The organism is Caballeronia sordidicola, from assembly GCF_001544455.2.
GTDB lineage: Bacteria > Pseudomonadota > Gammaproteobacteria > Burkholderiales > Burkholderiaceae > Caballeronia > Caballeronia sordidicola.
The window spans coordinates 437,212-451,400 of the sequence record NZ_FCOC02000003.1 but is presented as its reverse complement, the minus strand read 5'-3'; the positions used below and the strand labels follow the sequence as shown (position 1 = coordinate 451,400).

At 61.0% G+C, this 14,189-nt stretch carries 12 protein-coding genes; 3 read left to right on the top strand and 9 right to left on the bottom strand.

Translation table 11 applies throughout. The annotated features are described in order from the left end of the window. Positions 1-26: 26 nt before the first annotated feature. The 7 genes from AWB64_RS08350 to AWB64_RS08320 are packed head-to-tail and all read right to left on the bottom strand — an operon-like array spanning position 27 to position 8,903. Positions 27-833, bottom strand: a complete 807-nt coding sequence (locus AWB64_RS08350; RefSeq protein WP_060818216.1) for an enoyl-CoA hydratase/isomerase family protein — start codon at positions 831-833, stop codon at positions 27-29. A gap of 3 nt (positions 834-836) precedes the next feature. Further along, positions 837-2,387 carry an AMP-binding protein gene (locus AWB64_RS08345; protein ID WP_060818215.1) on the bottom strand — a complete coding sequence of 517 codons (1,551 nt, stop codon included), beginning with the start codon at positions 2,385-2,387 and terminating at the stop codon, positions 837-839. Next, positions 2,380-2,916, bottom strand: coding sequence for a (2Fe-2S)-binding protein (locus AWB64_RS08340; protein WP_060818214.1), 537 nt, complete (start codon positions 2,914-2,916; stop codon positions 2,380-2,382). The genes AWB64_RS08345 and AWB64_RS08340 overlap by 8 nt, the downstream gene beginning before the upstream one ends. After that, on the bottom strand, positions 2,913-3,728 hold the full coding sequence (locus AWB64_RS08335) for an FAD binding domain-containing protein (protein WP_060818213.1): 816 nt from the start codon (positions 3,726-3,728) through the stop codon (positions 2,913-2,915). The genes AWB64_RS08340 and AWB64_RS08335 overlap by 4 nt, the downstream gene beginning before the upstream one ends. Then, positions 3,725-6,772, bottom strand: coding sequence for a xanthine dehydrogenase family protein molybdopterin-binding subunit (locus tag AWB64_RS08330; protein ID WP_060818212.1), 3,048 nt, complete (start codon positions 6,770-6,772; stop codon positions 3,725-3,727). The genes AWB64_RS08335 and AWB64_RS08330 overlap by 4 nt, the downstream gene beginning before the upstream one ends. Further along, a complete protein-coding gene (locus AWB64_RS08325) occupies positions 6,769-7,413 on the bottom strand; it encodes a UbiX family flavin prenyltransferase (protein ID WP_279616250.1) in 645 nt (214 codons plus the stop codon). Before AWB64_RS08325 ends, AWB64_RS08330 begins: the two co-directional genes overlap by 4 nt. Before the next feature lie 5 nt (positions 7,414-7,418). Beyond that, complete coding sequence (locus AWB64_RS08320) at positions 7,419-8,903, bottom strand: UbiD family decarboxylase (RefSeq protein WP_208603252.1); 1,485 nt, start codon at positions 8,901-8,903, stop codon at positions 7,419-7,421. A 250-nt stretch (positions 8,904-9,153) separates the two neighbouring features. Here AWB64_RS08320 and AWB64_RS08315 point away from each other — a divergent pair, with 250 nt between their 5' ends. Further along, positions 9,154-10,068: a LysR family transcriptional regulator gene (locus AWB64_RS08315; protein ID WP_060818209.1), complete on the top strand. Its 915-nt coding sequence runs from the start codon at positions 9,154-9,156 to the stop codon at positions 10,066-10,068. 16 nt (positions 10,069-10,084) lie between these two features. Here the strand turns inward: AWB64_RS08315 and AWB64_RS08310 are convergent, their stop codons facing one another. Beyond that, entirely contained in the window at positions 10,085-10,480 is a 396-nt protein-coding gene (locus AWB64_RS08310; RefSeq protein ID WP_060818208.1) for a VOC family protein, read from the bottom strand. 155 nt (positions 10,481-10,635) lie between these two features. Between AWB64_RS08310 and AWB64_RS08305 the strand changes: the two genes are divergently transcribed. After that, on the top strand, positions 10,636-11,046 hold the full coding sequence (locus AWB64_RS08305; protein WP_060818207.1) for a DUF6232 family protein: 411 nt from the start codon (positions 10,636-10,638) through the stop codon (positions 11,044-11,046). A gap of 125 nt (positions 11,047-11,171) precedes the next feature. Then, positions 11,172-11,516 carry a hypothetical protein gene (locus tag AWB64_RS08300; RefSeq protein ID WP_060818206.1) on the top strand — a complete coding sequence of 115 codons (345 nt, stop codon included), beginning with the start codon at positions 11,172-11,174 and terminating at the stop codon, positions 11,514-11,516. A 3-nt stretch (positions 11,517-11,519) separates the two neighbouring features. Here the strand turns inward: AWB64_RS08300 and AWB64_RS08295 are convergent, their stop codons facing one another. Continuing rightward, the gene (locus AWB64_RS08295) at positions 11,520-13,976 is read right to left on the bottom strand and encodes a glycogen/starch/alpha-glucan phosphorylase (protein ID WP_060818205.1); all 2,457 of its coding nucleotides are present in this window, start codon (positions 13,974-13,976) and stop codon (positions 11,520-11,522) included. Positions 13,977-14,189: the final 213 nt, after the last annotated feature.

Sequence of the window (14,189 nt, the reverse complement as noted above, 5' to 3'; positions counted from 1 at the left end):
CCTCTCCTGTTTATGTTCGTCCGCGATCAAGTGCCGCGAAACACGGGCTTGCGTTTGCCATGGAACGCCTCGACGCCCTCACGGAAATCATCCGATGTACGCAGCCGGCTATAACAATGCCCTTCAAGCTCGATAGCGATCGAAAGCGGCGCATCCTCAGTGTCGTTGAGCAATTTCTTGGCGGTGCGCTGCGCCAGGGGCGAAAACGCGCGCAGTTCATCGACCAACGCATCGGTCGTGGTTTCGAGTTGCGCGTCGGGCACGCACTCCACAGCAATGCCCCACTCGTACGCCTGCTTGCCCGGAATGCGGCGCGAGCGCATCACGATGTCCTTGGTCCTGCCAACGCCTACCATCTGCTGCAAGCGTGCCGACCCACCCGAACCCGGGATCTGCCCGAGCTTCTGTTCGGGCAGCGCGTAGAAAGTGGTATCGGTTGCAATGCGAAAGTCGCAGGCGAGCGACAACTCGAAACCCACGCCGAAGCAAAAACCGCGATTCGCCGCAATCACCGGCTTTGAGCAGCGCGCGGGCGCAGCAATGTTCCATGCAAGTTTTGACACGTGTTCTGGCGATGCTTCAAGAAAGCCCTTGATGTCGCCACCGCTCGAAAAATGCTCGCCATTCGCACGCACGACGATCACGCGAACACGATCGTCTTCATCGAGTGCCTCGAAGGCCGCGCGCAACTGGTCGCGGGCATGCATGGAGATGACATTCAACGGCGGCCGATGCAGGATGATGTCGGCGCGCTCGCGTTGTTCGTCGACTTCAATCGAGAAGCCATCCAGATCCTGCAACAGCGTCTGGCCGCGATGGGTCAGTTCGGTCATCGGTTACTCCTTCGTTGTTTCTGTAGGGTTGATCGTGGTATCCATTTCGTATTCGCCGGCCGAGAGCTTGCGGCGCAGGATCTTTCCGACAGGAGATTTTGGAATGTCATCGACAAAAACATAGTCGCGCGGACGCTTGAAATTCACGAGGTCCGACTCGCGGCACCACGTGTCGAGCATTGCCGCGTCCACATAGTCACGGCGCTTGATGAAGGCCACCACACGCTGGCCCCAGCGTTCGTCCTTGACGCCCGCGACCGCCACTTCATCCACGGCGGGATGCAGCGACAATACCGATTCAATGTCTACCGGCGAGATGTTTTCGCCACCGCTGATGATCATGTCGTCAACCCGGCCGCTTACGAAAAGGTCGCCGTCTTTGTCGAAGAAACCGGTATCGCCGGTGAAGTACCAGCCGTCGCGCAATGACTTCGCGTTCGCATCGGGACGATTCCAGTAGCCTTCGAACGCTTCGTCGCCAAGCAGGTCCGCAATGATCTGGCCTTCCTCGTTCACCGCCGCAAAATCCTCCGGCGAAGAGGCGTCCAGCCGGACAACACGCAGCCGCGTATTGATACCCGCACGCCCCGCGCTGCCGGGTTTGCGCATGGCGTCCTGGTCGATGCTGAACGTGTACACCTCGGAAGAACCGTAGTGATTCACGAAGAGTTCCGGCTTGAACGCCGTCGAAAGACGCTTCAGCAAGCCGTCGCTCATGGGCGCGCCTGCAAAGCCCAGCTTCGTGACGGAGCCTTTTTGTGCCTCGGCAAAACCGGGCGCTGCGAGCAGATCGTGATAGAGCGTCGGCACGAGATACAGGCACGTGAGTTCGAATGCGCTGATCGACGCAAGCGCCTGAGCCGCGTTCCAGCGGCGCACGCAGACGAACAAGCCATCGACCAGCGCCATGGCGAGCAGCGAACGCACGCCCATGGTGTGATAGAGCGGCATGACGCCGAGCGTGCGCTCGTTGTATCGATACAGGTTTTGAGCGACATGCGCGAGCGCCGCCGCCCGTTCATGACGATGCCGCCGTGGCACGCCTTTCGCTCGGCCGGTGGTGCCCGAGGTATAGAGGATCAGCGAGACATCGTCGGCGGTGACTTCACCAGGGATGATTGCCGCGTTCGCATTCAGAAGCGCATTGAAGGAAACGGTGCCTCGTGCATCATCCAGTGCAATGCGCGAGACCTTCTGCGCGGCCGCGCTTGCATGCACGGCGTCGGCGGAAACCGGTTCGAACACGACCGCTTTCGCGCCGGAGTCGGTCACGCAATAGTCCAGTTCTTCGGGCTTCGCGCGCCAGTTCAAGGGCGTCATGACAATGCCCGCGAACTGGCATGCCCAATGCAGCGTCGCCATTTCCCAGCGGTTTTGCAGGACGACAAGAAGACGCTCGCCACGCTTGATGCCGAGCTCACGCAAGCCGCCCGCCACGCGAAGAATGATCTCGTGCCACTGCGCGTAGGTCAGGCGTACGTCGCCATCAACAAGCGCGAGCGTGTTCGGGCTGCGCTCCACGCTCTGCAAGAAGGTTCGGCCGAGATCAAGCATGTTCCGGCTCCTTCGTGCTCTTGTTTGCATTGCGCCGCGCGGCTACGTCGAGCACTGCTGCGACTATTGGCGTATAGCCGGTGCATCGGCACAGATGGCCGGAAAGCATCTCGCGCACTTCGGTTTCGCTCGGGTCCGGTACACGCTTGAGATAATCCGCGCATGACATCAGGATGCCCGCCGTGCAAAAGCCGCACTGCAATGCATGGTGACGTTGAAATGCCTGCTGCAGATCTCCAAGCGTCTGGTCCGGCGCAAGACCTTCCACGGTATCAACGCGCCGTCCTTCCACTTGCACGGCCAGCATCAGGCATGAACGCGCCGCGACGCTGTCCACATGTACCGTGCACGCGCCGCATACGCCATGCTCACACCCTACATGTGTCCCCGTGGCGCCGAGTTCGTGGCGCACAAAATCGGACAACAAGTCGCGCGACTCGCAATATGCGGTGCGCTCGCGGCCGTTGAGCGTCAACGTGATCCGTCTGCGCTCCCCGCGATCCAGCGTGATTGATGATGTGTTGCTCACTTCGCCTCCTCGATTACTTGCCATCCGAGTTGCCGCACCAGATGCCGTCTGTATGGAGCGCTGACATGCGCGTCATCCTGCGCGTTCAGCTTCCAGCTCAGATCATTCAAGGCACCGCGCAGGTCGTCGCCTTGCAGGCGCGGCCATCGTTCGACCACAGGCCTGTCCGATACGCCGCCGATAGCAATGCGGATGGATGTATCGGTGACAATTGCAGCGCATCCGACCATGGCAAAGTCGCCGTGCCGTGCGGAGAATTCGGTGAAGGCGTATCGTTCGCCCGGTTTTTTCAGCGGGAAGCGCACCGCTTCCACAAGTTCATCCGGCTCGCGCGCCGTCATCAACATGCCCTGGAAAAAGTCTTGTGCCTTGAGCGAGCGCTTGCGTTTCTTTGATCGCAGCATCACGTCGCCGCCAAGCACGGAGAGCACGAGCGGCAGTTCCGCGCTCGGATCGGCGTGGGCGATCGAGCCGCAAACCGTGCCGCGATTGCGGATCTGGAAGTGCGAGATATGCGGAAAAGCGAGCGCAAGCAGCGGCACTTCATCGCGCAACGACGCACGCCATTCCACGCTGCCTTGCGTTGCTGCCGCGCCAACGACCAGATAGTCCTTTTCGATACGCACCGCTTCCAGATCCGCCGTGCGCGAGATGTCGATCAGCACACGCGGTTGCGCAAGGCGCATGTTGAGCACGGCCATCAGCGACTGGCCGCCGGCCAGGATGCGCGCGTCTTCTCCGGACTGCGCGAGCGCATCGAGTGCATCATGCGTGGTGGCTGCACGCAGATAATCGAACGGCGCAGGTTTCATGAGCGCCTCCTGAAACGGCCCAACAACCGGCCAAGCCACGATCCGCCGCTGGTTTTCACAGGTTTGCCAGCGGCCTGCCGTCCCAGCGATTCGAACAGTTGCCGCAACACGACCTTCGCCGCCCCTTCGAGCATCCGGCCGCCGACTGCGGCGACCTTGCCCGAGACTTGCGCCTCGTAGTCATAGGTCAACCGCGTGCCATTGTCCGTTGGCGCAAGCTCCACGAGGCCGTTTCCGCGCGCGCTGCCAAGCGACGACATGCCCGCGCCCGCAAGCCGCAATCGATGCGGCGGGTCGAGATCGGACAGGCCAATCTCCGCTTCGAAGCGCGCCTTGATCATGCCCACGCCAACGGTCACATCCGCGCGATACGTATTCTCGCCCTTCGCTTCGAGCGCGTGGCAACCCGGAATGACCTTGGCGAGCGCGTCGGGATTCATCAGTACAGCGAATATCGCTTCCGGCGATGCAGGCAGATCCACGCTGCCTTGCGCGGTCAGCGCCTTCGCGCCCGGCAACGCGGGTTTCTTCTGTTGCATTTCGCGATACTCGGGCCGCGATGGCTCCGGATCGTCGATACCGATCAAGCCCAGCACCTTCGACGGCGTCAGCGGCAAACGAATGTCGTCTACGCCAAGTGCATCGGCAACCGCGTTCGCCACGCACGGCGGCGTGCTCATGTTGTTGCCTTCGCCCAAACCTTTCGCACCCAGCGGCGTGAATGGCGACGGCGTTTCCAGATGCACGATCACCGGATCAGGCACTTCGCATGTGGTCGGCATCAGGTAATCGGCAAGCGTTCCCGACTGAAAGCTGCCGTCCGAGCCATAACGAAACTCTTCCATCAACGCCGCGCCCAGACCCTGCGCGAAGGCGCCGCGAATCTGGCCATCGGCGAGTGCGGGGTTGAGCAACGTGCCGGCGTCGTGCGTGGTTACATAACGGTCGATGCGAATCCTGCCCGTTGCGCGATCTATCTCCACGCCGCACATGTCGAATGCAAAACCATAGGCCGCAGAAGTGTTGATGCGGTCCTGTTCATCCGGCGCATCCATATTCGGCGGCGTCCAGAATACGGTCTCGCGCAAGCCCGGTTCTTCTCCTTCGGGCAGCAGCGCAGGCGCCCAATGCGGCGCATTGCTCGCGACGCGGCCAAAGGGCAGCGCCTCGCCTTCGCGGCCTTCCCTGTAGATACGCCCGCCTTCGAAGCGGATCTCTTCTGGCTTGCATTCCAACTGCGCCGAAACAATGCGCGAGAGCTTGTCCCGCACACGCATGGCCGCAAGATGAACTGTGCCCGCCACTGCGCCGGCGAAGCGGCTCGAATAATTTCCGGCTGCGACCGACCACGCGTCCTTGTGGGTATCGAACTCCACGTTCACCACGATCTCATGCGGCGAAAGACCGAGTGCGTCGGCCACGACCTGCGCGCACACGGTCATATGTCCCTGCCCCGCCGGCGTGGAAGCGATTGTCACCACAACGCCGCCCAGCAAATCGACGGCAACCGTTGCGCTCGCAATCGCGCCGCTCTTGGGGCCAGCCTTCTTGCGCGCCTCGACGGGCATCACCGTCGTGATGTAACCCATGTTGGACACCGACGGTTCCACGATCGCCGCGAAGCCAATGCCATACAGGCGACCCTCCCGGCGAGCGGTATCGCGGCGCGCCGTCAGCTCGTGGTAACCGCCTTCGTCAATCGAGCGCTTCAACGCCTCCTGATAGTTGCCTGAATCGAGCAGGGCGCCGGCCGCCGCACGATACGGAAATGCATCGGCGCGAACAAAATTTCGGCGATACACATCGAAAATATCCAGCTTCAACTCGACAGCAATGCGCTGCATCAGCCGTTCAAGCGCGAAGTAAACTTGCGGCCCGCCAAATCCGCGTACGAGACCCGTAGGCGTCTTGTTGGTCAGCACCACCCGGTTGCGAACCAGCAGGTTTGGAATGTCATAGGCGCCCGTCAAACACCCGTGCATGCGATAAAACGTGGCAGGTTCCGGCGCGCGCAAATAGCCGCCGCAGTCCTCGACCTGATCGTAGTCAAGCGCGGTGATCCGGCCATCGTTTTCGACAGCCGCTTCGAGTGTCGTGAAGCGTGCCGTGGCGGAAGTCGCTGCGCTCAGGTGTTCGAGCCGGTCCTCGACGTATTTCACCGGCGCGTTGGCCTTGCGCGAAGCGAGGCACATCAGCACCACATACGGAAACACGGCCTGCTTCACGCCAAAGCTGCCGCCGGAGTCACGCGGGGCTTTATGGCGAAGGCGGTTTGCCGGCACGTTAAGCGCGAGCGCCATGACGGCGTGCAGCGAAAAAGGGCCCATGAAATTCGACGTGACGTCGTAGCCTTCGCCGCCGGAAAGATACTCTGCAATGACCACGCCGCATTCGATCGGCGCGCACGTATTGCGGGGATAATGCGCCTCAATTTTCACGCGATGCGGCGCGTTTCCGAACGCGGCCTCTGGCTCGCCATAACGGAAGCTGCGGTCGCTGATCACATTGGTCTGCACGTTCGGATGCAGCACGCATGCATCATCCTTCAACGCACCTTCAATCGATGTCACCGGATCAAGCGTGCGATATTCCACCTTGATCAGATCAAGCGCGTCTTCGGCCAGCGCCCGCGATTCGGCCATCACCACCGCCACCGGCTCGCCCACGTAACGCACGCGGTCGGTAGCGAGCGACCATTGCTCCATCTTCGACTTCACACCGACCACGAACGGACGCGACCACGCAGGAAGGTCGTCGCGAGTCAGCACCGCCCGCACGCCCGCCGCATCCACGGCATTGCTCGCATCCAGCGAAACCAGTTCAGCATGTGCATGCGGCGAGCGAAGAATAGCCGCGTGCAAGGTGCCCGGCTTGATGCCGATGTCATCGCCATAACGGCCCCGGCCCGTAAGAATCGCGGGATCTTCCAGACGTTCGAGCGACTGGCCAACGTGACGCTTCGGCAGCGGGTCGTGCGCCGCCTCCACGACTTCTGCCGCGCGCGCGTTGATGGCGGCAAAGCCCGCCGGTTCGCGCTGGTTCATTCGTTGGCTCCGCCATTGCCACGGGCGCCGAATTCATCGGCGAGACCGCTCCAGCGCTTCTCAATCTCACGATGCTCGATACCGAATAAATCCAGGATGCGTCCAACGGTATGGGCCACGACGTCTTCGATAGTCTTCGGATGCGCGTAGAACGCCGGCACTGGCGGCATCACGATCGCGCCCATTTCAGTGGCGTACGTCATGTTGCGAAGATGCGCGAGGTTCAACGGCGTTTCGCGTGCGACAAGCACGAGCCGGCGGCGCTCCTTGAGCATCACGTCCGCGGCGCGCGCGAGCAGGTTGTCGGAGAGACCATTCGCCACTGCGGCAAGCGTTTTCATCGAGCAGGGCGCGATCACCATGCCGCTCGTGACGAACGAGCCGCTCGCAATCGATGCACCCACGTCGCGAACGTTATGCACGACATCGGCGAGACCGTCGAGATCGTTGCGGCCAATGCCAAGCTCCTGCGCGGCCGTCACGGCGCCCGATGCCGAGACGACCAGATGCGTTTCGTGGGTACCGATACGGCGCAGCGCCTCCAGCAGCCGCACGCCGATCATCGCGCCGCTCGCTCCGGAAATGCCGACGACAATGCGCCGTGGCGCTTGCGCATTTTCTTGCGCGTTCATTGGGCTCATCGCGTTCATCCCGCGTGGCCGAGGTAGGTATCGAAGGCGGCATTGTCGGTGGCGACGAGCCCTTGCAGATCGACCGCGTCGTAACCCGGGATACGCACGCGGGTAAACACGTGGCCCGGATACGCAACGGGACGAGTCGCATCGAGTCCCATTTTCGTGCTGATGCCTTGAAGGTGCGACGGCGCGTCGTCGGGTTGACCCACAGTTGTCGACGGATCGAGCGGCGAACCCTGTGCGCCTGAAATCAGCACGAGATCGCGGTCGGCCTGGAAGCGCGTGGCAATCGCCCATTCGATTTCCGAAGGATCGTGAATATCGACATCCGTATCCACGACCACCACTTGCTTGATGTCGTAGTGCGCGCCGAACGCGCACAGGATCACGTTCTTCGCCTCGCCCTCGCGCTTCTTCGCAAACTTCACCCAAAGGTGATAACGGCACACGCCGCCCACGGAAAGATGAACGTCGGTTACGCCCGGATGACTGCGCTGAAGATGCGACAACAGTGTGGCCTCACGCGGGATGGCGCCGAGCAGCAAGTGCTCCATCTCGGCCGGAATGATCGTGTGATAGATCGGGTTTTTCCGATGCGTCACCGCCGTCACTTCAATTACTTCGCGTGCTTCCTGGGCGCTGTAGTACTTGGGAAATTCGCCGAAGGGACCTTCGGCTTCGCGCACGTTCGGCAAGATACGCCCCTCGATCACAATCTCCGAATACGCCGGCACGCGTACGTCGTGAGTGACGCATTTCGCGACCGGCAACGGCACGCCATGCAATGCGCCGGCTATTTCGAGTTCATCGGAGTCGATGGCAGAGATCGCCTGCGACGCGAGCATCGTGAGCGGATCGACACCGATTGCGACAGCGACGTCCAGCGCATCGCCCGCAGCTTCCGCTTCTTTCTGGAACGCATGCAGATGCCGCGGCAATAGCAGGATCGCCATGCGGTCGCGCGCGTGAACCTGGATGCGATTGATCGACACGTTCTGCACGCCCGTGCGTGGATTGCGCGCGATCACGAGACCCGCGGTAATGTAGGGACCGTTGTCGTGTTCGCTATGCGTGGGAATGGGCAGCAATGCATGGAGGTCGATATCCCGGGTATGCCGCACCTGCTGGCAAGCAGCCTCGCCCGTAGCGACTTCCCGCCATGGCAGCGGGTTATCGGCGGCGTCGCGAAAACGCTTCAGCAGGTCGTTCTCGGCCACGCCCATTGCTTCCGCTATCCACGAGCGCTTCGACATGAAACCGCTGACCACCGGTATTTCATGACCGCCGGGCGAGAGGAACACTGCGGCCTGCGTGCCGTCGAGCCGCTTTGCGATAGCCGCGAGTTCATGTTTCAGCGATACCGGCTTGTCGATGGTCGCAACACGGCCCGTCGCCGAAAGATGCGCGAGCCAGCCGCGCAATGACAATGCGTCGAAGGCCCGCTTCGTGACCGGGCTTGTTGCGGTGCCGTGCGTTGCGGCTTCACGTTGGTTCATCTCGCGTCTCCTCATTACTGAAATGAAGCGTAGCGAGATCGCGATATAACTTCTAATATTGTTTTTTGATGTGATCGATCATTGCACGTGATATCCGTGTTTGCCCCAATGTAAGCGCTTCGTTAGTAGGATATCACTGGGGTAAGCCTCTAAAGGAATGATCACATCTAATGTGTCTGATAAAAACGTGCTGCATCATTAGACTTATTGATGACCCGACATCCGGGACCGATGCCTGTGAGCCGCCGACATGGACCTGAAGCAGATCCAGTATTTCATCGCACTATTCGAGGACGGCTCCGTCACGCGGGCCGCAAAGCGGCTGAATATCGTGCAGCCGGCGCTCAGCATGCAGATAGCCAAGCTTGAAGACGAATTGCATCAGCAGCTTTTCGAGCGCGGTGCGCACGGCATGGCGCCGACCGCCGCGGGACGCCTCATGTATCGCCTGTTCCTGCCGATCATGCGCGACCTCGCCCACGCGCGCCAGCAACTCGTGCAGCGCGACGAAGTAGTCACGGGGCATGTGTCGATCGGCCTGATTGCGTCAGTGACCGAGAGCGTGCTCGCCGATTCGCTCTCGCGTTTTCACGCGCGTTATCCGCATGTGGAAGTGACCGTAGCCGACGGTTACAGCGCGACGTTCATCGACTGGGTGTCGGGCGGTCAACTCGACGCCGCGCTCATCAACAAGCCGCGTGCGCGACTCTCGCTCGATTCGCAACCGCTGCTTGACGAAGAGATGGTGCTGGTGACGAGCGCCGTGCACGGTCCTGACTTGCCGCACGCAATCGAGCTTGCGCAATTGCCCGATCTAGAACTGGTGCTGCCCACCAAGCGGCACGGCCTGCGAGGCGTACTCGATACCGCCGCCCAGCACGAGGACGTATTGCTCGCGCCGCGCTTCGAGATCGACGTGCTGAGCACGATCGTCAAACTGGTGGTGAGCACCCGCTTTGCAACCATCTTGCCGCGCATCGTGGTGGAGCGCGCGGTCCGGCAGGGCACGCTGCGCGCCTATCCCATTCTTGCGCCACGAATCGTGCGTCACATCGTGCGCATCAGTCATCCGCGACGGCCGTTGAGCGCGGCGGCCGAAGCGCTGATCGCGACCATCGCGGATGAATTGCGGCTAGTGTCCAGCGAATCGGCAATACACGCTTGAGGCTCTGCTTGAAGCACTATTCGTCCGACTCCAGCACCGAAAGAATATTGCCCGCGGGGTCCTTGAACCATGCGATGACGGGGCCGCCCGAATCGCGGCAAATGCCTTTGGCATCGGTCTTCAACCGCGGCATGTCGTAGTGCTCGAAACGCACGCCGCGCGCGGTCAATTCGTCGACTGCCCGCTCCATCCTCGCGACAGGGAAATTGAGCACGGTGTAGGTCGCGGGTACGTGATCGGGCTTCGGGTATATCAACACACGGTTTCCGCCCGCCAGATGCAACTCAAGCACGTTCATGGAACCGGTGGTGACATCGAGTCCGAGCGTCTCGCTGTAAAACGCTTTGGCGGCAGCCAGGTCCGGCACGGCAAAGCCGCTGAACGCGCGGCTTTCTTTCAATGATGTTTGCATTCGTTGTCTCCAGTAGCGGGTTCACTGACACGACGAACGAGAACCGGGGAATTCGACCGCGAACGCAACATAAACCCCGGTGCGACAACGGGTGAAAGGGTCAAAACGTCCGCGTCTGGTAATCTGCGCCTTTATTCTGCTGAAGACTCCGCCACATGCAACACGATCTGCCCTTCAATGAACGAGGCATTACATTCGCCCGCGCGGGACTGAGCGCCGCGGGCCAGCTTTATCCGCTGCGCGATCTGCGTGGCGCAACCGTCAAAATGATTCCGCGACAAAAGCCGCTGCCCATCACCGTGAGCGTGGTCGGCTTGATCGCTGCAATAACCGGAGGGATTCTCGGATCAGGTCCCGCGCTGCTGCTTGGCGTCATGATCGTAGTGGTCGGGTATCTGTCTTGGATCACGCAGGACGTGATCTATCGTATGTACGTGACAGTGCCGGACGGCGAGCGTGAAGTGTTCACCACCAAGGACGAGGAGTTTGCGCAGCGCGTCGCGGCGCTCGTGCACGAAGCGGTGGCAGCGCAGGCAGCGGCGAAGGCTTCGACCGGGCCTATCTAAGCAACGAAGCGGCTCTTGATACTTTCTTTACGTGCGCGCGTCCGATCAATGCCCCGCGTTGATGCGCCGCTCGCTAAAGTGGTGACGTTTCGACCACCGCCCGTCGCTAGACGGTGCAACATCCGATGCTTCAGGCAAGCGTTGTTCAGGCAAGCGTTGCTTCCCCGTTGCGCTCATCGTCCCAGCCGGTGGCTCAGTCCATTGCACGAGCCACGCGCAAATCCCATACGGTAGTCGCCTTCGACATCACCCTGCCGGGCCTCGATTCCAGCGGACCTCGCCGCATCTTGCAAAGGGCGCTTGGCGGCGATGCACGCATGCAGGTCATGGCGACGGATCGCCGCCATGACTGCGTCACGCTTCATGTGGAAGCGCCGTCACGTTCGCTCGCGGACGTGATCGGCATTGTGACTTCGCGCTTCGAATCAGCGACGCTCGGCCGCGCAACGACCTATAGCCTGCGACGCTAATTGCTACGACGACACCACGAGCGGCTCCACGTGCCAGATATGCTTGGCATACTCCGCGATCGTGCGGTCCGACGAGAAAATGCCCATACCGGCCACGTTCTCGATTGCGCTGCGGGTCCACGCATCTTTATCGAGGAACTTGGCGTCGACCTCCGCTTGCGCGCGATCGAAGCTGTCGAAATCGGCGAGCACCATGTAATGATCGCCCCAGTCAACGAGCGTATGGAAGATGTCGTAGAACCGGTGCGGCTGGTCCGGCGAAAAGTACCCAAGCCGGATCTGGTCGAGCGCCAGCTTCAGTTCGGGATTCTGTTCATAGATCTGACGCGGACGATAACCCGTCGCGCGCAATGCATCGATCTCCTCAGTCGAGTGACCGAAGATGAACATGTTCTCGCGGCCAACGGCGTCGCATATCTCGATGTTCGCGCCATCCAGCGTGCCAATGGTCAGCGCCCCGTTCAACGCAAGCTTCATGTTCCCGGTGCCTGACGCTTCCGTGCCCGCCATGGAAATCTGCTGCGATAAATCCGCGGCCGGGATGATCAGTTCGGCCACGCTCACGCCATAGTTCGGAATGAACCCGACCTTCAGTCGATCGCCCACGAGCGGATCGTTGTTGACCATCTCGGCCACGTCGTTGATCAGCTTGATGATCGTCTTCGCCATCTTGTACGCGGACGCCGCCTTGCCCGCGAACATCACCACGCGCGGCGTCCATGCTTTCTCGGGCGCCTCGCGAATCCGGTTGTAGCGCACGATTACATGCAGGATGTTGAGCAATTGCCGCTTGTATTCGTGAATGCGCTTGACCTGCAGATCGAAAAGCGCGTTCGGGTCGATGATCGCTCCCGTTTCCAGCTTCGCGCGTGCGGCCAGCCGCACCTTGTTGGCCAGCTTGGCTTCGTGAAAAGCGTTCCTGAACTCGGGATCGTCGCGCCATTCGCGCAAGCGCGCAAGCTCGAACAAGTCGGTGCGCCAGCGCGTTCCAAGCCGTTCATCGATAAGAGACGAAAGCTTCGGACTCGCTTGCGACAACCACCGGCGCGGCGTGATGCCGTTCGTCACGTTCGTGAAGCGATCCGGATACATGCGCGCGAAGTCCGCGAAAATATTCTGCGTCATCAACTGCGAATGCAGCTTGGACACGCCGTTCACCGTATGACTTGCGACAATCGCCAGATGCGCCATGCGCACGCGGCGCTGGCCGTATTCATCTACAAGTGAAATGCGCCGGATCAGTTCCACGTCGCGGCCGAACTTCTCCCCGACTTGCTTGAGGAAATCTGCGTTGATGTCGAAGATGATCTCGAGGTGGCGCGGCAACAGGCGCGACAACATCTCCACGTCCCACGTCTCCAGCGCTTCGGGCATCAGCGTGTGGTTCGTGTACGAGAACATCTGCTGCACGAGTTTCCACGCCTTGTCCCAGGGCAGATGATGCGTATCCACGAGCAGGCGCATCAGTTCGGGAATGGCGAGCACCGGGTGGGTGTCGTTCAGATGCACCGCGACTTTCTCGGCGAGCCGCCCGAAATGCGTGTGCGTGCGCTGGTATCGGCGAATCAGGTCCTGCATGGTTGCCGATACGAAAAAATATTCCTGGCGCAAGCGCAGTTCGCGTCCGGCTTGCGTGGAGTCGTCCGGATAAAGCAGGCGCGACACGTGCTCCGAGGTATTTTTTGCTTCAACCGAACGGCGGTAATCGCCTTGATTGAACGCGGAAAGATCGAATTCGTCCGTGGCGCGCGCGGACCAGAGGCGCAGCGTGTTGGTCGCGGTCGTGGCAAAGCCCGGAATCACGGTGTCGTACGCCATTGCGTTCACGTGTTCCGTGTCGATCCATTCGGTGCGATCATCGTGACGAACGGTGCGGCCGCCGAAATGAATCACGTAGTTCACTTCCGGACGTGGAAACTCCCACGGGTTGCCCGCACGCAGCCAGTAATCGGGCGTTTCGACCTGGTTGCCGTCCACGATGGTCTGCTTGAACATGCCGTATTCGTAGCGAATGCCATACCCGAAGCCGGGAATGCCGACAGTCGCCATGGAATCGAGAAAGCAGGCCGCGAGACGGCCGAGGCCGCCATTGCCGAGCGCGGCGTCGGGCTCGAGGTTTTCGAGGGTGTTGATGTCCACACCCAGGCCGTTGAGCGCCTCACGGACTTCCTCGTGAATGCCAAGCGCGAGCAATGCGTTGGTGAACGTCCGGCCGATCAGGAACTCCATCGAAAGATAATAAACGCGCTTTACGTCCTGCTCGTATTGCTGGCGCGTGGTCTTCATCCAGCGGGCGACCAGCCGGTCGCGGACTGCCAGTTCCACCGCATGCAGCCAGTCGCGCGGTTGCGCGGTGACGGCATCTTTACCGACACCGTACATGAGCCGGTTTGAAATGGAGCGCCGCAGCGCATCGACGGTGCTATTGAGCTGTTCGAACTCCAGGTCGACGGATGTCATCGAACTCTCCAGAAAGCATTAATGCACAAAGCCTTGGGGCACACGGGCTGCGTCGGCCAGACCCAAGCGGGACGGCCGTGGGAACAGGCAGATTACGCTATTTTTATTTTTTTGGTAATGCCTGCGCGGGCCGCCCCGGCAGGCGTTGAATCTGCGCGACAACGCCGGGCTGTTCCATTTATTGTCGTATTTCCGTCATTCGCGATCGGATTT